General features: G+C 51.3%; 17 protein-coding genes. 6 read left to right on the top strand and 11 right to left on the bottom strand.

Annotated elements, in window-relative coordinates:
- Window positions 1–27 precede the first annotated feature (27 nt).
- Both J2T14_RS15130 and J2T14_RS15125 read right to left on the bottom strand, forming a co-directional pair.
- Entirely contained in the window at window positions 28–1,503 is a 1,476-nt protein-coding gene (locus tag J2T14_RS15130; protein ID WP_307472047.1) for an FAD-dependent oxidoreductase, read from the bottom strand.
- 206 nt (window positions 1,504–1,709) lie between these two features.
- Window positions 1,710–2,147: a GNAT family N-acetyltransferase gene (locus tag J2T14_RS15125; RefSeq protein WP_307472932.1), complete on the bottom strand. Its 438-nt coding sequence runs from the start codon at window positions 2,145–2,147 to the stop codon at window positions 1,710–1,712.
- Between the two features lie 347 nt (window positions 2,148–2,494).
- Between J2T14_RS15125 and J2T14_RS15120 the strand changes: the two genes are divergently transcribed.
- A complete protein-coding gene (locus tag J2T14_RS15120; RefSeq protein WP_307472045.1) occupies window positions 2,495–3,439 on the top strand; it encodes a phosphodiester glycosidase family protein in 945 nt (314 codons plus the stop codon).
- 3 nt (window positions 3,440–3,442) lie between these two features.
- Entirely contained in the window at window positions 3,443–4,474 is a 1,032-nt protein-coding gene (locus tag J2T14_RS15115; RefSeq protein WP_307472042.1) for a bifunctional glycosyltransferase family 2/GtrA family protein, read from the top strand.
- Between the two features lie 111 nt (window positions 4,475–4,585).
- Here J2T14_RS15115 and J2T14_RS15110 read toward each other — a convergent pair whose 3' ends face one another.
- From J2T14_RS15110 to J2T14_RS15090, 5 genes are all read right to left on the bottom strand, one after another.
- Window positions 4,586–6,067 (bottom strand): multicopper oxidase family protein, encoded by a 1,482-nt coding sequence (locus tag J2T14_RS15110; RefSeq protein WP_307472040.1) that lies wholly within the window; start codon window positions 6,065–6,067, stop codon window positions 4,586–4,588.
- A 67-nt stretch (window positions 6,068–6,134) separates the two neighbouring features.
- The gene (locus J2T14_RS15105) at window positions 6,135–7,091 is read right to left on the bottom strand and encodes an NAD-dependent epimerase/dehydratase family protein (protein ID WP_307472038.1); all 957 of its coding nucleotides are present in this window, start codon (window positions 7,089–7,091) and stop codon (window positions 6,135–6,137) included.
- Window positions 7,092–7,206: 115 nt separating this feature from the next.
- Window positions 7,207–7,734, bottom strand: a complete 528-nt coding sequence (locus tag J2T14_RS15100; RefSeq protein ID WP_307200944.1) for a TetR/AcrR family transcriptional regulator — start codon at window positions 7,732–7,734, stop codon at window positions 7,207–7,209.
- A gap of 146 nt (window positions 7,735–7,880) precedes the next feature.
- A complete protein-coding gene (locus tag J2T14_RS15095; RefSeq protein ID WP_307472036.1) occupies window positions 7,881–8,705 on the bottom strand; it encodes a TrmH family RNA methyltransferase in 825 nt (274 codons plus the stop codon).
- A gap of 13 nt (window positions 8,706–8,718) precedes the next feature.
- Window positions 8,719–9,384 carry a potassium channel family protein gene (locus J2T14_RS15090; protein ID WP_307200948.1) on the bottom strand — a complete coding sequence of 222 codons (666 nt, stop codon included), beginning with the start codon at window positions 9,382–9,384 and terminating at the stop codon, window positions 8,719–8,721.
- Window positions 9,385–9,525: 141 nt separating this feature from the next.
- Here J2T14_RS15090 and sspI point away from each other — a divergent pair, with 141 nt between their 5' ends.
- Window positions 9,526–9,768 (top strand): small acid-soluble spore protein SspI, encoded by a 243-nt coding sequence (gene sspI, locus J2T14_RS15085; RefSeq protein ID WP_307472034.1) that lies wholly within the window; start codon window positions 9,526–9,528, stop codon window positions 9,766–9,768.
- Between the two features lie 6 nt (window positions 9,769–9,774).
- On the opposite strand, the gene J2T14_RS15080 is transcribed toward sspI, so the two are convergent.
- Both J2T14_RS15080 and J2T14_RS15075 read right to left on the bottom strand, forming a co-directional pair.
- Window positions 9,775–10,998, bottom strand: coding sequence for an alpha-D-ribose 1-methylphosphonate 5-triphosphate diphosphatase (locus tag J2T14_RS15080; RefSeq protein ID WP_307472032.1), 1,224 nt, complete (start codon window positions 10,996–10,998; stop codon window positions 9,775–9,777).
- Between the two features lie 153 nt (window positions 10,999–11,151).
- Window positions 11,152–11,718, bottom strand: coding sequence for a GbsR/MarR family transcriptional regulator (locus tag J2T14_RS15075; RefSeq protein ID WP_307200954.1), 567 nt, complete (start codon window positions 11,716–11,718; stop codon window positions 11,152–11,154).
- A gap of 242 nt (window positions 11,719–11,960) precedes the next feature.
- Here J2T14_RS15075 and J2T14_RS15070 point away from each other — a divergent pair, with 242 nt between their 5' ends.
- The 3 genes from J2T14_RS15070 (at window position 11,961) to J2T14_RS15060 (ending at window position 14,926) form a co-directional block, all read left to right on the top strand.
- Window positions 11,961–13,160 (top strand): quaternary amine ABC transporter ATP-binding protein, encoded by a 1,200-nt coding sequence (locus J2T14_RS15070; protein WP_307200956.1) that lies wholly within the window; start codon window positions 11,961–11,963, stop codon window positions 13,158–13,160.
- Between the two features lie 2 nt (window positions 13,161–13,162).
- On the top strand, window positions 13,163–14,002 hold the full coding sequence (locus J2T14_RS15065; RefSeq protein ID WP_307200958.1) for an ABC transporter permease: 840 nt from the start codon (window positions 13,163–13,165) through the stop codon (window positions 14,000–14,002).
- A 96-nt stretch (window positions 14,003–14,098) separates the two neighbouring features.
- Window positions 14,099–14,926 (top strand): glycine betaine ABC transporter substrate-binding protein, encoded by an 828-nt coding sequence (locus J2T14_RS15060; protein WP_373458167.1) that lies wholly within the window; start codon window positions 14,099–14,101, stop codon window positions 14,924–14,926.
- 168 nt (window positions 14,927–15,094) lie between these two features.
- On the opposite strand, the gene J2T14_RS15055 is transcribed toward J2T14_RS15060, so the two are convergent.
- Together J2T14_RS15055 and J2T14_RS15050 are read right to left on the bottom strand one after the other, a co-directional pair.
- The gene (locus J2T14_RS15055) at window positions 15,095–16,195 is read right to left on the bottom strand and encodes a Gfo/Idh/MocA family protein (RefSeq protein ID WP_307200962.1); all 1,101 of its coding nucleotides are present in this window, start codon (window positions 16,193–16,195) and stop codon (window positions 15,095–15,097) included.
- A 50-nt stretch (window positions 16,196–16,245) separates the two neighbouring features.
- On the bottom strand, window positions 16,246–16,968 hold the full coding sequence (locus J2T14_RS15050; protein WP_307472028.1) for a ThuA domain-containing protein: 723 nt from the start codon (window positions 16,966–16,968) through the stop codon (window positions 16,246–16,248).
- Between the last annotated feature and the right edge of the window lie 56 nt (window positions 16,969–17,024).

The following is a 17,024-nucleotide window of genomic DNA, read 5'->3' as shown; positions in this document are numbered from 1 at the left end:
AGTATAACAAATTTGATCTTCAAACCGCTATTTCTTTGCCGACTCGAACGGTGTTTCCGAGAACCGGGGCAGCAGTTCTTCCAGAATCGCCTCGACAGACCGTTCGTCATTCGCTTTAAGTTCCGCGAGCAATCTCTTGCCTTCATCCGAAGCGGACAGAACTTGAATGGCCGTCTGCGGGTTAAGCAGGTGACGTGGGGATACGGACAACGTATTCACAGCCCAATAGAGCCCATACAGTTGCCAATCGGGCTTGCTTGTTGCTTGTTTGAGACATAGTTCCATATATTCCCGACTGAATGCATCCCCTGTCCTCGAATCCGAACCTTCATATTCGACTCCTTCCCAACGCAGATCGGCCGTGCAGTTTAACCAGAAGGCCGGTTCGATCGCTTCTTTGATCCGGTTTAGTACACCGTGCTCCCAATTAGGACGGAAATCGCCGTTTCTCTCCGACAGGCAGGTTTCCAATATTTCGGCAGCCATCGCAGCCATCGTCATGCCTTGGCCGAAGATCGGATCGTAGATGCAGTAAGCATCACCTAGGACTAGCAATCCCGCAGGCCAGCGGGGCATCTTTTCGTAACGATGGCAGTACAATTCAGGAATGCGGAAGCCGCGAGGAGAGGAGATTGGTTCAAGATCGCGTACGATCTCCGAAATGATCCGGCTCGGAAGCTGCTCAACGGCCAGTTCGAATTCGGCGGCATCCGTCGGAGGATAATTTCCGCCCGGGCGGTAAAGCAGCACTTCGGCAATCTGGTCCTCGATAAAGGAAAACACGCCCGTGAAAGTACCGCTTGCAGGCTGCCCCTGAAGGTTGATGACATCCCATTTATCAATCAAATGAGTCAGATGGGAAGGCACTTTATATCGGCGGGTGCTGTATCCGAGCGAAACTTTCAGAAGATCCGGCTTCGGTACCTCGTATCCCAAATCAGTCAGCCATGCCGATAGTTTCGAGGAACGCCCGCTCGTATCAATGACTAGATCGGCCGTAAGAGCCTTCTCCTCCTTGGATTGATCTCGATCTCTAACTTGAACGCCGGTTACGGCTGACCGGTCGGGGGTCGTTAACAATCGGATCACATCGTGCCTGGGCAAGAAGCATACGTTTGAAATGGCTTTTACGCGTTGCCGGATGGTCCACTCCAATACCGCTCGGCTGAATTTGATATCATTCCGGTCATACTTCATTTCCAGGCTTCCATGCTGGTTTAAGAAGTAAACGTCTTTGTTCAGAGATGAGGGGCAACCTTGCGCCGCCAAATCAAGCTCATATCCAGGAAAGAGCCGTTCCGTGATCGATTTCCCGCGAGCAGTGGAACGATGCGGATGGAATGCCTGCGGAGTTCCGGGACGGAGGTCTGGCCCTGAGGGAAAATCGTCTTTCTCGACGATCAGTACCTCCCCGTAATGATCCGAAAGTACGCGTGCGGTCATTAATCCAGCCATACCGCCGCCAATAACGATAGCCTTGCTTTTGTTAAGATAAGTTGTCATGGTATAATTCCTCCTCGTTATAGATTGACCCATTCAGTCAATATTGGTGTAAAAAAAGTTTATGCAGTTATCAACACTTAGCGCGCTTTTATTTTGATTGAACGAATCAGTCAATGTTAGTATGCAGCGATCCCTATATTTTGTCAATAGCTTTTTTATCTATTCTGTTATCGCTTTTAACAATTTGCGGGTGAATGGAGCCGGTTTTACAGCTCCTTCACCATCAGCACATGCGGGATGCCTTCCTCCATGAATACGTCGGACGCGGTTCGGTAGCCTAGCCTCGCGTAGAAGCCTTCCGCATCCGTCTGCCCGTACAGCTTTGCATTCGTTGCTCCGTCCCGCTTCGCCAGCTGCTCCAGCCTGTCCATGATCGCTTTGCCGATGCCGTATTTCCGATACGCCGCCCGCACGCAGATGCGCTGAAGCTTCGCGGCCTTCGTCTCCCCGTCGATCCGAACGCGCCCGGTCCCTGCCGGCTTGTCCTCATAATAGACGAGCACATGGCTCGTTCTTCCGTCCAGCTGATCGTATTCGTCAATCTCTGCTTCTTCAGCTACGCCTTGCTCTTTAACGAATACTTCCTTACGGATGTCAAAAGCAAGCTCCAACTGCTCCTTATTCGTTATTTCAATGGCTTGCATCATATGTACTCCATCCCTTCGCTCGCTTTGAGCCTCTCTAATATGGTTCGTTCATCACAATATCCATTAAACCACGTTACCAGCACTCACTCAAGTAAGCCCCCGAAGTCGAGCACATACTCGCAATAACGGCATTTCTTCGAACTAATTTCGATCGCCTTGCCGACATGCCGCGTGTTGCGGCGTTTCGGCAAACTAAATCGCCCTATATCATTCACGCTACATTAAGCAATTGCCACTTCCGATCCTTATCATCAACCCCAACCGGCATGGCCATACCCTTAAGGTTCGTTTAAGCTGCCTGAATTATGGTTAGGAAACCATAACAACAGGAAGTGATACTAGTCATGGATACACCCCGAAAATCAAGAAGAAAGCTTTATTTCGCCATCACGGCTATCGTTGTCGTCATCGGCATCCTATTGTACGCGCTGGCGGATCGTTACTTAATCGAAAAGGTCGAGATCGTCGTGCGAAATCCGCAAACCGTCAAGGCCGACAGCGTCGAAGCCGCCGACCCTGTCGCGGAGCAGGCCGAATACGATGAGTGGAACTACAAAAGCGATAAGATCAGCATCAGCATCGATCAGGTTCAGACGGGCACCGGGGCCGATATGATCACCTATTTCGTAGCCGACGTACGGCTGTCGGGAGAAGCGACGTTAAGCTCGGCTTTTGCCAAAAACAGCTTCGGCCGCAACGTGATCGATTACAGCTCCAGCATCGCACAAGACAATAATGCCCTCTTCGCGATCAACGGCGATTATTACGGCTTTCGGGACGATGGCGTTATTATCCGGAACGGAACGGTCTATCGCGACGAACCGGCGCGTATCGGGCTTGGCTTGTTCAAGGACGGTACGATCGGCAGCTATGATGAAACGGAAGTATCCTCCTCCAGCCTTCTCGGGGACGGCGTCGTCAATACGCTGTCGTTCGGCCCCGTCTTAATTCAGGACGGGATGATCGCGGATGACCTAAGCAGCGTGAAGATCGATACGAACTTCGGCAACCGCTCCATTCAAGGCGCCAATCCGCGAACCGGCATCGGAATGATCGCGCCGAACCATTATGTTTTCGTCGTCGTCGACGGCCGCAAAACCAATTACAGCAAAGGCATGACCTTAGACCAATTCGCCCAGGTGTTCGCCGATCTCGGTGCAACCGAAGCTTATAATCTGGACGGCGGCGGCTCGTCGACCATGTATTTCATGGGAAGAGTCGTCAACAATCCGCAAGGCAAAAACAAAGAACGCGGAGTGAGCGATATTCTATATATCGCGGAAAGGTAGGCGATGAAAATGGTAGTCCTTATTCCTTCCTACGAGCCGGATGTTAGGCTGATCAACCTGATTGAAGACCTGCAGGCTTCTATTCCCGGCATGCCCATCGTTGTCGTGGATGACGGCAGCGGCGAATCATACGGCGAATTGTTCAAGCAAGTCGTTCAACTGGGATGCATGCTGCTGACGCATAAGACCAATCTGGGCAAAGGCCGCGCTCTCAAAACAGGCTTCAACTATATAAGAAGCCATATGAAGACCGAGGGCGCCGTTTGCGCGGACAGCGACGGACAGCATTTGCCTACAGATATTAAGAAGATCGCCGAAGCTTTGCGGGAGTATCCGGGCCGGATCGTTACGGGCAGCCGCCGGTTTACCGGCAAAGTGCCTTTGCGCAGCCGCTTCGGCAATACGCTAACGCGCAAGATGTATGCTTTCTCCACGGGAGTGAAGCTCTACGATACGCAGACCGGCCTTCGCGGTTATCCGGCCCATATGCTGGACTGGCTATGCGAGCTTAACGGGGAGAGGTTCGAGTATGAGATGAACATGCTGCTTGAGGCCCCCGGCGCAGGCTACGCGCTCCATGAAATTCCGATCGATACCGTTTATTTGAACGAAAATAAATCGAGCCATTTTCATCCGATCAAAGATTCCGTTCGCGTCTATATGCCGATCGTTAAATTTATCGCTTCGTCGCTCTCTTCTTTTATCATCGATTTCGTGCTGCTGTTCATCCTGCAGCTCATAAGCGGGCATCTGCTGTTTGCCGTAGTAGGGGCTAGATTAGGAAGTTCGATCGTCAACTTCTCTCTAAATCGAAAGTTCGTGTTTCGCAAAGGCAGCCGTGCATCATCATCGACCTCCCTCACGAAGTCTCTGCCGAAGTATTACGCGCTAGTCGTCATCGTTCTTCTATTGAATTACGCTTTCCTTCATCTTCTCAATATCAACCTTGGCGTCCCCTTGCTCGTGGCCAAGCTGCTTACGGAAGCGGTGCTCTTCCTGTTCAGCTATTGGTCGCAGCGGAAATTCGTGTACTAGGCGACACCGAGCCAAGAGTCGTGAAGAAGTTAAAGCAAGAGAAGTAAATAACGGCTGCATGCTTTAAGGGGATTGATCTCGGGAGTAAGCGGGATCCATCCCCTTTGTTTGTTACAAGTCCGGTAAATTCCCCGATTTGGTCCCGACCCGGTAAGGCGTCGTGACGCCCTCGTAATTGAACATCATGCTCATGCCCATGGAGGCGTGCATTAAATCGTGGCAATGCATCATCCATAAGCCGGGATTGTCCGCTATGACATGCACCTCGAAGGCTTCGCCTTTTTGCGTCAGCAGCGTATCTAGATAAACCGGACTTCCGCTCAAAGGCTGGCCGTTCCGGCTTAATACCCGAAAGACGTGTCCGTGCAAATGAAAGGGATGATCGCCGCCGCCGGCATTCGTAATAGTGATTTTCACATGATCGCCTTCCTCCACCATCATCGGAGGTATTTCATGAAAGCTTTTCCCGTTAATCGTATTGACGAACAAATTTTGATCGAGCGTCACCGAATAGTTCCTGTCGAAAGATAAGCGCGCTTTAGATTTATCCGATACCGGTTTTCCGTAGTCGACAAATGAGAATAGCGAAGGATCCGATGAGATTACCGGATCGCTTCCGGTACCCAGCGTTGCTTTTAAACCCGATTTTTTGCTTGCCACGATAACTTTACCCTGCTGCGGTATTTGCAGAAGAAGATCGTAACGTTGCCCGGCCCCCATCCGAAATTCATAGTTATCCAGCAGCCCCGGTTCGTTCAGATCATGGCCGTCCATGGCAATAATACGGTATGCGGCGCCGTTTACGCTCACGGTGTCCGTTTCGTTCGCAGCATTGATGACCCTCACCCTAACCGTCGAACCTGGAGCGGCTTCGATATTCCAATCCTTCGTCGAACCGTTCATCAAATAAGTTCCGTTCAGTTGCTGGATAAGAAGGGAGTCTTCCTCATCGTAGTCGAAAGCATCATTTTTGGGCTCCACGATGAGCTTCCCCAATAAGCCCTTCTTGACCTGTTCAGAGCTGGCCTGATGGGAATGGTACCAATACGTGCCCGGATGCCCCGCCTCGAATTCATACGTAAATTGCTCTCCGGGCTTTACTGCATTTTGCGACACTCCGGCAACACCATCCTGCGAACAAGGAAGCACGATACCATGCCAATGAACGGTAACTCCCTCATTTATATCTTTATTGTTCAGGACGATTCGTACCCGATCGCCTTCCGTGACTCGGAGTTCCGGACCGGGAACAAGACCGTTGAACGCCCATACCTTTGCGGATTTTCCGTTATCCAATTCCTTCACGGCCTGTGCGGCGGTCAGCCGAAACTCGCGCAACGGCGCTTCGCTCGCCTCTGCTATTATTTCGTTGCAGGCTCGCATCGCTAGCGCTCCGTTATTCGTCACAGGAATAGCAGCGCCATGAGCATGATTGGAGCCCGCTTCCCCATGATGCATAACCCCCATATCCACTTCGAGAGGCTTTTGCATGCGGATCTGCCAGAAGTAGGTCCCGATAATTACTGCTCCGAATAGAATGATAAAGGCCAACACATTCAAACTAACTTTCCCTTTTCGCGATAGTTTTCGCATAACTAGTCTCCTTTTTTGAATTAAGTAATTGATTGATTAATAACTAATGTTCGCAAAAGAGTTACCATTAAACGTTTTTCTGCAATTCGCGAATGGTTGCCGTAATGCCATCCACCGGTTTCGTTGCCGGAATTTTACCGATTAGACGTTCATATTTTTCTCCGCTTAAGCGCAAAGGCTCTTCCGTAAGGTAAAGCATTTCGACCACTTCCTTCATGACGGGTACGAATAAGCCAAGGAGCGACAGACCGGCTTTGCCGAGCGGAATGACGGGTTTCACGGTTCCGCTTGCTTGCCGGGCGATCCGGACGATCTCGTTGCCGGATATAATGTCCGAACCCGGAATGTTCCAATTTTGCCCATACGCCTTGTCATGACCAGCCAGCTCGACGACCATTATCGCCGCGTCCGGCAGGTATACGTATTCCCGAGGCACTTTCATGTTGCCGATGAAGAAAGCCATTTTCCCTGCGGCGATCGACTCTAGCGTACCTCCCAGATAGGAAGCTTGATTCGCGGTTGGACCGTAGTAATCCGGCAAACGAACGATCATAACCTTCGTTTCGCTCCAACGTTGGCTGAATATCATCTGTTCGAAAGCAAGCCTGACTTTGCCCTTTTTCGTATGCGGCTGTTTCGGATGCTCCTCGGTCACTTTGTTCATCTGTTTTCTGCCATAAGGGTAAATGCCGTCTATCGCGACGACCTTCAGACTCAATCGATTCGCTGCCTCCATGACCGATTCGCCGAGCGGCAGAAGTTTGCTTTCCATCTCATGGTAGGGGACGTTCGCGCAATGGAATAATACATCCGTTTCCTTGGCGGCCGCCGCTAGATCGTCCGGATTAAAAGCATCGCCGACAGCTATGCTTAAGTTGGAGGGATTGCCTAGCTTCCTTGCAAGCTGTTCCAGCTTCTGGCGGGATCTGCCGAACGCAACCGTCGGTATTCCCCGCTTGACCAACTCCGCCGTAATAACGGCTCCCGTACCGCCCGTCGAACCTACAACAATCGCTTTTTTCATCGTAATCATCCTCGCTTCATATTTGTGATTGATCAATTACTAACTTAATCACACTATAACATAATAGTTATTGATTGGTCAATAACTAATTTTGAATAAGGCTAGCTCAGCTAGGCTAACCTTCCTTATTCAACAATTCCGGCATATCAAGCGCGGATGAAATATTGCATAACATGCCCCTCGCCAAAAATAAAAACGTTCGTTCTTCCGGGTTTTGGATTTTATTTTGGATAAATGCGTCCAACACGATTTGGCGTACTTCCCGAAATCCGCTGCGCATCGCTTCCCGTATCGCTTCCTCTTGAATCGTCTGGGCTTGCATTTGAAGATACGTCTCATTCATATGAGAGGCCAATATACTCTCGTATGCCTTAATCAACTCGGCTTCCAACCGTTCCGGAACCGCGGATTCCACGACTTGTCGGAAAGACTGGCTAATTCTCATCCAGGAAACCTCCAGCGCGCTTAACAATAATGCTTCCTTTGTCGCAAAAAAACGAAAAATATACGGTTGCGATATTTTTGCCCGTTCCGCTACCTGTGCTGTCGTCGCCCTGTAGTATCCGATTTCCGCAAATACTTCGATTGCCGCCGATATAATATCCGTTTTGCGATTTACGACTGCTTTCTCATCCTTTGGCATAATTTCCTGACCCCCTTATTTAGTGACTAATCAATCATTGATTGTTTTGAGTATAACGCAATTGTAATCATGAAGCAAATGATTGCGTTGTTAATCATAAAAATAAATACAAAAAAACAGCCCGTTTAGAGCTGTTTCTTGAGTTGTTAATACTTTCTTTGCCTTAGCCCCTCGAACAGAAGCACCGCCGTCGCCGTCGCAACATTCAGCGATTCGGTTCCGCCCGGCATCGGAATGATGACCGCCTCGTCCAACTGCAGGCGCACGTCCTGCGATAAGCCGTCCGATTCGCTGCCCATTAGCAACCAAGTCGGCTGCTTCCAGTCATACGAGTAACAAGTATGCGTAGCTTGCAAGCTTGTGCCAACAAGCTTAATGCCTTTTTCCCGAGCGATAGGCAGCAGCTCCGCCAGATCGCCTTCGATGATCGGCAAGTGGAACAGCGAGCCCATCGTTGAGCGAACCGTCTTCGGATTATATAAATCGACGCAGCCTTTGCCAAGAATGACGGCGTCTGCCGCCACGGCATCCGCGCTGCGAACGATCGTGCCGACATTGCCCGGGTCGCGCACGCCGTCGAGCACGACGACCAGACTATTTTCAAGGTAAAGCGCGCTCTGATCATGCTCCGGCTTGGACACAACCGCGAAGATCGGCGGCGGCGTATCCGTTCCCGTGCATTTGGCCATTACGGCCCGGGAAGCTTGCACCCATTCGGCAGCCTTGGCCGCCTCATAACCGGATGAGCCCAGTTTGGGCGCATCCCTTAGCTCCGAAGGAATGCCGCGTTCGTTATCGTACACGATCACCGAAACTTCGATGCCGCTCTTCAGCGCTTCCTGTACCAGATGAACGCCTTCAATAATAAATAGCCCGCTGCGGTCGCGATGCTTCTTATCGAGCAGCGACGCCCATTGTTTAACGCGTTCATTTTGGATCGATGAGATAAGGAGATCATAATTAGGATTCATAAGTATCGTTAGCCTAGCCTTCCGAATATGCATTTTCTAAATTTCGAACATCCGAGTTTTTGCCGACAATGACAAGCACGTCGTTCCTTCGTATAAGATCGTCTGCGTAAGGGGCGATATTCATCTCGGGCCCTGTCTTGACCGCCATGACGTTGCATTTATACTTCGCGCGTATGTCCAGCTGTTTAAGGCTTTTGCCGACCATTGCCTCGGAAGCTTTCATCTCTACAATACTGTAATCATCCGACAGCTCGATATAATCGAGAATATTCGGGGATGCCAGATGATGCGCAAGCCGAAGCCCCATGTCCCGCTCCGGATAAATAACCTTGTCAGCGCCTATTTTGGATACAACCTTGCCGTGCAGCTCGTTCTGCGCTTTGACGATTAACGACTTCACGCCTAAATCCTTCAATATTATAGTTGTCAAAATGCTCGCTTGTATATCTTGTCCGATCGCCACGACGACAACGTCGAAGTTACGTACGCCTAACGCGCGCAGCGCTTCTTCATCCGTGGAGTCGGCCGATACCGCGTGCGTTACCGTTCCCACAACATCCTGTATGCGTTCCTCGCTGGAGTCGATTGCAAGAACCTCATAGCCCATTTCCGTCAATGCTTTCGCCACGCTGGAACCGAATCGCCCCATGCCGACAATCGCGAACTGTTTTTTGGCCATAACCGTAATTCCTCCTTAACGTTCGAAGCGGAGTCGTGTTTCATCCTTATAGTATAACATACGGCCGAGGCAAGGATGAAACATGACGGCACGGGGAATAGTAATGACGTAATTCAGAACGATGCAGGAGGTTGCGACGACTTGAATAACGTTACTCTTGATTTGCGCCAAGCCATTATTAATCGCGTACAAGCCAATTCCGTGCAAGAACTGACTTCGGTCATTGAGGATTCAATTGGAGCTGACGAAAGGGCCCTGCCCGGACTCGGCGTTTTATTCGAGATGATTTGGCAGCAATCCAGCCAGCCCGAGCAGCATCGCATGGTCGAGGCGCTGCATGAGCAATTGCATCATGGCGACAACCCGAGCGCTCCTACGCCTTAATAGCAGTCAATAACGGATACATGCGCTATATACGATGCTGCCGCCGACGATCGCATGGGTTACCCATGGCAGATTCTCATAGCGGTCAACGATAATAAGATCCGCCGCTTTGCCAGGCTTGATGGAGCCTAGCTCATCCTCTGTGCCAAGCGCCTCGGCCGGATGAAGCGAAGCCATCCTCACCGCCTGCGGCAAAGCGGCGATTCCCTCGTCTGCCAGCTTGAAGACAGCCGCGAGCATCGATGAAGGATGATAATCCGAACACAGGATATCCGCAGCGCCTATAGAGATCGCATCAACGGCTCGCAGGTTGTTGTCATGCGATGCGCCCCTCACGATATTCGGAGCACCCACGCATACTCGAAGTCCTCTGCCCACCGCATAGCTCGCCGTCTCTAGATTAATCGGGAATTCACAAACCTTAACCCCAAGACTCGCTGATTGATCTATGCTTTCCCGTGAATCATTGTCATGCGAAGCAATCGCGATTCCGTTCTGCAACGCAAGGTTGCCTAGCACATGCAGCCGTTCCCAATCCACTTGTTCTCTTCGCTTCGCCAAATCATCGACTATAGCGTGCACCTCATTATGATCAACGCCTTGATTTTTCATGACATAGCGCTCGAATGAACCTGGCTTCATATATTGACCTTGCCCAGGTGAATGATCCATAAACGATAAGTAGTGAATTTGTTTATTGCGCAAATAGCGCTCGACGATCGGCAGACCGGCCAGATGAGATACTTCATACCGAAGATGAATCCGATTGCGTACGACCGATCTTTTTGCCCGATAACGATCGATTAGCTCCACCATATCCGTTAACAGATAATCGCCCCGCAGACTTAACCCCACCCCAAGCGATAACGAGTGATACATCGTCGTTATGCCATGCAGCGGCAGTTTGCGCTCGAATTCGATCAGCGCCATCGGAAGCGGAAATAACGTATTCGGACGTGGCTGTATTTCCTTCTCGATGGCGTCGCAGTGGATGTCGATCAAGCCGGGCAGCACATAGCTTTGATTCGCGTCTATGATAAAGGCTTGCGGATTGCGTCGTACCCAGTCTTCGATACTTCTTGGTTCTTCTAGTATCGATTGTATACGCCCCCCTGCCAGCGTTAAGGCAGCGTGCGTGATCCGATCCTCCAATACGACTTGTCCGTTTTTAATCATGACCGGACCTGATGCTGATGCTGATTCTGATCCGGACAGAAGCTTATCATCCATAAGACGTTCACTCTCCTCTAAACCCGTTATCCTATAGTTTAAGCTTAGCATAATCCAGTCGCATTAATCATGTATATAGCGATATCGCTCAGCCATGCAAGGCAGCAAAAAACCGCGGCATCATGCTGCCGCGGCGAGAAGTAGCTATTAACGTTACTCGGTATCGTCTTCCTTCGGAATAAACTGATAGATCTCTCCCGTCTCGAACGAATCGATCAGCCGGTCCAGCCATCTGTAATATTTGAGCGCTTCTTCGATCTTGGCCGCATCATTGTCCAGCACCTGCAGGAAAGCCTGCTCATCCTCATGCTGCCTCCTGAGCTCCCCGATTTCCTTCAATGACCGGGACAGCACATGCTTATTTTGCTCGAGCGCCTTTCTCCATTTAATAGAGAAGAAATCGGCGAAATTCTGGTGCCAATCGGGAACGGCTTCATATAAATCTTTGCGCGAGCCTTTGCCCCATACCTTATTGATCATTTTCAAATCGAGCAAAGCGCGCATTCCCGTACTCATCGACGTTTTGCTCATTCCCATCGTATGGCTCATTTCGTCGAGAGTAACCGGCTCTTGATTGAAATACATATTTCCGTATAAGTGCCCAATGGATGACGTAACGCCGTATAAGTCCATATTTTTGCCGATCGACTCGATAACGCGTCTGCGCGTACGCTGTAGCTTGTCTATCTGTTCGTCCGTTAACGCTGCAAGTTCATTCATTTCGTTCCTCCAGGGGGGATCGTTATCCCCGTTAAATCCTACAAGAAGTATTGTAATCAAATGATTGTCCATATGTAAAGATAGCGTTTGGATCGAAAAAGGGAGTTATACGGAGTATTCCGTACAAAAAGTTTGTAAAGTTAAAACTGTACGTACATTACGAGGACTCACGCCTTTTGACGTTTACAGGAATAACCACCTACACTTGTAAGAGACGAAATCTTCCACAAGGGGGCATCAACATGGCCATTATAGAAGCCAAGAGGCTGACCAAAATTTTCGGACCCGATCCGAAAAAAGCGATTCCGCTGCTGGATAAAGGATGGTCCAAAGAAAAAATACATGCGGAAACGAAACTAACTGTCGGTGTTAACCAGGCCGAATTCGCGATCGAGGCCGGTCAAATATTCGTGATTATGGGCTTGTCCGGAAGCGGCAAGTCGACGCTCGTCCGTCTGATCAATCGCTTGATTGAACCGACATCGGGCCAAATCTTGTTCAATGGGACCGATGTGCTTCGGATGAATCCCGAACAGCTTCGCCAATTCCGCCGCAAAAACGTCGGAATGGTATTCCAGAAGTTCGCGCTATTCCCGCATCGAACCGTCATTCAGAATATCGAATACGGCTTAGAGGTGCAAGGCATAGACAAGAAGAAACGGCGTGATATGGCGATGCAGTCCTTGGAACTGGTCGGTCTATCCGGCTGGGAGAACAGTTATCCCGAGCAGCTAAGCGGCGGCATGCAGCAGCGCGTCGGGCTTGCTAGAGGACTCGCGAACGATCCCGACGTCCTGCTTATGGACGAAGCTTTCAGCGCGCTCGATCCGCTTATACGCAAGGATATGCAGGACGAACTGCTGGTGCTTCAGTCCAAAATGAAAAAAACGATCGTATTCATCACGCATGATTTGAATGAAGCGCTGCGAATCGGCGATCAAATCGCATTAATGAGAGACGGCAGCATCGTACAGATCGGCACGCCGGACGAAATTCTCATGCAGCCGGCCAATAAGTACGTGGAGCGGTTCGTAGAGGATGTCGACTTGTCCAAGGTGCTGACCGCTTCCCATGTGATGGAGAAGGCGGAGACGATTACGATCGAGAGAGGTCCGCGCGTCGCTCTTCAATTCATGAGAGACCGCGGCGTTTCCAGCCTGTATGCCGTCGACAAGGCAATGAACCTGCTAGGCGTCATTACTGCCGAGGACGCTTCCAGGGCGCTCAAGGAAGGACTCTCGCTTCAAGAGGTACTGCTTCAGGAAGCCCCTATAGCTTCACCCGAAGCCCTGATCAACGAGCTGTTCGAAGGCATGGGAAGCTCCAAGCTCCCAGTAGCCGTCGTGGACGGCGGCAATCGACTCTTGGGCGTCGTATTGAAAGGAGCCGTATTGGCCGCTTTAGCAGGCAATACCGTATTCGGGGCAGGTGATTCCGCATGAGCATGAATATTCCAAAAATCCCGCTGGCCGATTGGATCGAGTCGCTTGAAGCTTGGCTCGAAACGAACCTGGATCCGTTGTTTGGCGCCATTCGCGTAGTCGTCGGCGGAACGGTCGGCGGTCTGGATACCGCGCTGAACAGCGTCCATCCGCTCCTATTAATCGTTATTTTCACCTTATTGGCTTGGTTTATCGGCAGGTGGAGAATGGCAATCTTTACTGCGATCGGGCTGCTCGTTATCGACAACCTCGGCTTATGGAGCCAGACGATGCAGACGCTGGCCCTCGTCCTCACGGCTGCCATCATCTCCGTCGTCATCGGCGTGCCGATCGGTATTCTATGCGCCCGCAACAACAGCGTTCAGAAGGTCGTGACACCGCTGCTTGATTTCATGCAGACGATGCCGGCATTCGTCTATCTATTGCCCGCAGTCACGTTCTTCTCGCTTGGCGTAGTACCCGGCGTTATCTCGTCGATTATATTCGCGATTCCGCCAACGATTCGCCTGACCAACCTTGGCATACGCCAAGTTCCCGCGGAGCTGGTCGAGGCGGCAGACGCTTTCGGCTCGACGCCGTCCCAGAAGCTGTTCAAGCTTCAGCTTCCGATTGCGATGCCTACGATCATGGCAGGCATCAACCAAACGATCATGTTATCGCTGTCGATGGTTGTCATCGCCTCGATGATCGGCGCACAGGGCGTCGGAGCATATGTGTACCGTGCCGTTACGCAAGGCAATACCGGCGTTGGGTTCGAAGCCGGACTAGCCATTGTTATATTGGCTATTATTCTTGACCGACTGACCCAGCAGGTCATACGCCGAACGAAGACCAACGGGTAACGGACAGCTCTTATCCGGTTCTTATCATACTATTAACCAAGGAGTGATTTTTTGAAACCGAACAAACTAACCGTAATCGCAGCAATTGTTCTCGTCATGGCATTAGTAGCAGGATGTTCAACGTCTAACACTGGCGGCAATACAAACAAAAAAATAACGCTTGCCTATGTCGCATGGGACTCCGAAATCGCCAGCACTTACGTACTCAAGGAAGTTTTGGAGCAGAAGCTCGATTACAACGTCGAGCTCATGCAAGTAGACGCAGGTCCGATGTGGGCAGGCATCTCAGACGGGAGCGCGGACGCCATGGCGGCGGCTTGGCTGCCAACGACTCATGAATCGTATGCTTCGAAGTATGAAGGGAAATACGACGATCTGGGCGTAAACCTGGATGGCACCAAGATTGGCCTCGTCGTTCCGCAATATATGGACATTAACAGCATTGAAGATTTAACGGATGAGATAGGCGCAAGTCTCGATTATACGATTATCGGCATCGAGCCGGGTGCAGGACTGATGATGTCGACAGAGAAAGCGTTGGACGTATACGCATTACGCGAGAAGTGGACGCTGCTCGAAAGCTCGTCTGCCGCGATGACGCAGCAGCTTGAGAAAGCGTACGCCGATCAGAAGCCGATCGTCGTAACCGGCTGGACTCCGCATTGGAAGTTCGCCAAGATGGATTTGAAATACTTGGAGGATCCAAAAAACGTATACGGCGGGGATGAGCAGATTCATACCATAGCTCGCAAAGGGCTGCAAGTTGACCAGCCGGAGGCTTACGCTTTCCTTGATGCCTTTAACTGGACGCCGGAGGACATGGCCGATGTCATGATTCAAATCCAAGAGGGCAAAACGCCTGAAGAAGCCGCCAAGCAATGGGTAGAGCAGAATCGAGATAAAGTCGACGCTTGGATTAAATAAAATACCGTTAACTCCACAAGCAAAAAAGGGCTGTCCCTAAAACGTCTTATCGACGTTGGGGACAGCCCTTCTCTCGTTCAGAAAGGACAAAACGGACAAACGATCCGTTTGATGGCCGAGAGCCTAGTTTTGATCAAATGTCGGAACGAATGTCCGATAGCTTCTTTTTTAGTCTAGGCAGAACGGTTGCAAACCGAGCGGCAACGGAGCCGGACGCTCGCAGCTGCTCTTCATCATGTAATGAACGCCTTGATCGGAAGCGTCATGGAAGCCATGCATCGCTTCAAGCACGTGATAAGCGAGTTCGCCGCTTACGCGCGGCATGCGTCCGGTAAGTATCGCTTTCGCCATATCGGCAGCGCCTACGCCGCGGGCGTTTTCCGCATAACCGTAGGCGAGAGGAATTTCCGACCACTCTCTTTGGCCAGCGCGACTAAGATAGATCGGACCGCCGAAGTTGTTCGGATCCGGCACTTGAAGCGTGCCTTGGCTGCCGTATACTTCAATGCGCGGAAGCTGCGAGCCGCCCTTCGCGTCGAAGCTTGTGAGCAGCGTGCCGATTGCGCCGGAAGCGAAGTCCATGACGCCTGCGATATGCGTCGGCACTTCGACCTTCACCTTTTGGCCGTATTTCGGCTGGCTCGTAATCGTACGCTCCGGGTAGGAAATGCGTGCCGAGCCCGTAACGCGGGTGATCGGTCCAAGCATAGCGACAAGAGCAGTCAAGTAATAAGGTCCCATATCGAACATCGGGCCGCCGCCGTGCTGATAGTAGAACTCGGGAGCCGGATGCCAGGACTCGTGGCCGCCGCCTACCATGAATGCGGTAGCTCCGATCGGCGTGCCGATCCACCCGTCCTCGATAAGCTTAATGCTCGTTTGGATGCCGCCGCCAAGGAACGTATCCGGCGCGCTGCCTGCGTACAGCCCTTTCTTGCGGGCTAGCTCCAGCACCTCGAGTCCTTCCTCGCGGGTTACCGCGAAAGGCTTCTCGACATACACATGCTTGCCTGCCTCAAGCGCTCTCAAGCATACCGAAGCATGCGCCTGCGGAATCGTCAGGTTAATGACCATTTGAATATCGGGATCAGCCAGCAATTCTTCTACGGAGCAGCCTTTGATGCCATGCTCTTCGCCTTTGGCTTTTGCGCGCTCCACGTCCAGATCGGCGCAAGCGACAACCTCCATTGCGTCGAATTTGCTTCCGTTTTGCAAATAAATGCCGCTAATGTTGCCTGTGCCGATAATGCCTACTTTAATCTTTTCCATGTTCCCCGTCCCTCGTCCCATATCATGAATGATTGATGAATGACTGCTTCTTACAGTTGGTTATCCTGCATCCCCGTGTACGTTCCGGCTTCCAAGCCGGCCGCTACGGCCTTCGCCTTGCCTTCCGCGCACCATAAGAAGCCGCGGCGCATCAGTTCCTTAACGGAATCGATCTCGACGATATTCGCTTGATGTCCAAGCGAATTGTAATACACGCGTCCTACGCCCCAGCGCTTCGTCCATACGACCGGCATGTCTACCGTTTTATTAAGCGAGTGCGGCCCAGGCGTTACTGGGAAGCGAGTCGTAGCAAGCACTTCGACGGCTGGATCGACGTGCAAGTAATATTGCTCGGACTTCACCGTGAAGTCCTCCATATCCTCGGTCAAAGCGCTTGTCGAGTTGCTAATGTTCACAACGTATTCCACGCCGTCGTTGCCCGGATGAGCAACCCATTGCCCGCCCGTCATGAACTGCCAGTCTACGTTCTCGCGGAACGAATCGCACATGCCGCCATGGCAGCCTGCAAGGCCAACGCCGCTCTGTATCGCAGCCGATACGTTATCGACAAGCTTCTGATCGATGCGGCCCATCGTCCATACCGGTACGATCAGATCAAGCGCCTTCAGCTTATCGCCGTCTTCGAACGCCTCCAGCTTATCGGATACTTCAACCTCGAAGCCCTCTTTCTCGAGCATCTCTTGGAAAATAGCCGCTACTTCCTTCGGCTGATGGCCGTCCCATCCGCCCCATACGATCAATGCCTTCTTCATGCTTTTCCTCGCCCTCTCTAGCCTTCTTGTTATACTTGCCTTGCCTGCAACGATTT

Source organism: Paenibacillus harenae (genome assembly GCF_030812415.1).
GTDB lineage: Bacteria > Bacillota > Bacilli > Paenibacillales > Paenibacillaceae > Pristimantibacillus > Pristimantibacillus harenae_A.
The sequence above is the reverse complement of the archived record's forward strand: the minus strand, read 5'-3'. Positions and strand labels throughout refer to the sequence as shown.

Excerpts from the sequence above, each read along its gene's own strand:
- J2T14_RS15130 (WP_307472047.1), bottom strand. The coding sequence starts at position 1,503 with ATGACAACTTATCTTAACAAAAGCAAGGCTATCGTTATTGGCGGCGGT.
- J2T14_RS15125 (WP_307472932.1), bottom strand. The coding sequence starts at position 2,147 with ATGCAAGCCATTGAAATAACGAATAAGGAGCAGTTGGAGCTTGCTTTT.
- J2T14_RS15120 (WP_307472045.1), top strand. The coding sequence starts at position 2,495 with ATGGATACACCCCGAAAATCAAGAAGAAAGCTTTATTTCGCCATCACG.
- J2T14_RS15115 (WP_307472042.1), top strand. The coding sequence starts at position 3,443 with ATGAAAATGGTAGTCCTTATTCCTTCCTACGAGCCGGATGTTAGGCTG.
- J2T14_RS15110 (WP_307472040.1), bottom strand. The coding sequence starts at position 6,067 with ATGCGAAAACTATCGCGAAAAGGGAAAGTTAGTTTGAATGTGTTGGCC.
- J2T14_RS15105 (WP_307472038.1), bottom strand. The coding sequence starts at position 7,091 with ATGAAAAAAGCGATTGTTGTAGGTTCGACGGGCGGTACGGGAGCCGTT.
- J2T14_RS15100 (WP_307200944.1), bottom strand. The coding sequence starts at position 7,734 with ATGCCAAAGGATGAGAAAGCAGTCGTAAATCGCAAAACGGATATTATA.
- J2T14_RS15095 (WP_307472036.1), bottom strand. The coding sequence starts at position 8,705 with ATGAATCCTAATTATGATCTCCTTATCTCATCGATCCAAAATGAACGC.
- J2T14_RS15090 (WP_307200948.1), bottom strand. The coding sequence starts at position 9,384 with ATGGCCAAAAAACAGTTCGCGATTGTCGGCATGGGGCGATTCGGTTCC.
- J2T14_RS15080 (WP_307472032.1), bottom strand. The coding sequence starts at position 10,998 with ATGGATGATAAGCTTCTGTCCGGATCAGAATCAGCATCAGCATCAGGT.
- J2T14_RS15075 (WP_307200954.1), bottom strand. The coding sequence starts at position 11,718 with ATGAATGAACTTGCAGCGTTAACGGACGAACAGATAGACAAGCTACAG.
- J2T14_RS15070 (WP_307200956.1), top strand. The coding sequence starts at position 11,961 with ATGGCCATTATAGAAGCCAAGAGGCTGACCAAAATTTTCGGACCCGAT.
- J2T14_RS15065 (WP_307200958.1), top strand. The coding sequence starts at position 13,163 with ATGAATATTCCAAAAATCCCGCTGGCCGATTGGATCGAGTCGCTTGAA.
- J2T14_RS15060 (WP_373458167.1), top strand. The coding sequence starts at position 14,099 with ATGGCATTAGTAGCAGGATGTTCAACGTCTAACACTGGCGGCAATACA.
- J2T14_RS15055 (WP_307200962.1), bottom strand. The coding sequence starts at position 16,195 with ATGGAAAAGATTAAAGTAGGCATTATCGGCACAGGCAACATTAGCGGC.
- J2T14_RS15050 (WP_307472028.1), bottom strand. The coding sequence starts at position 16,968 with ATGAAGAAGGCATTGATCGTATGGGGCGGATGGGACGGCCATCAGCCG.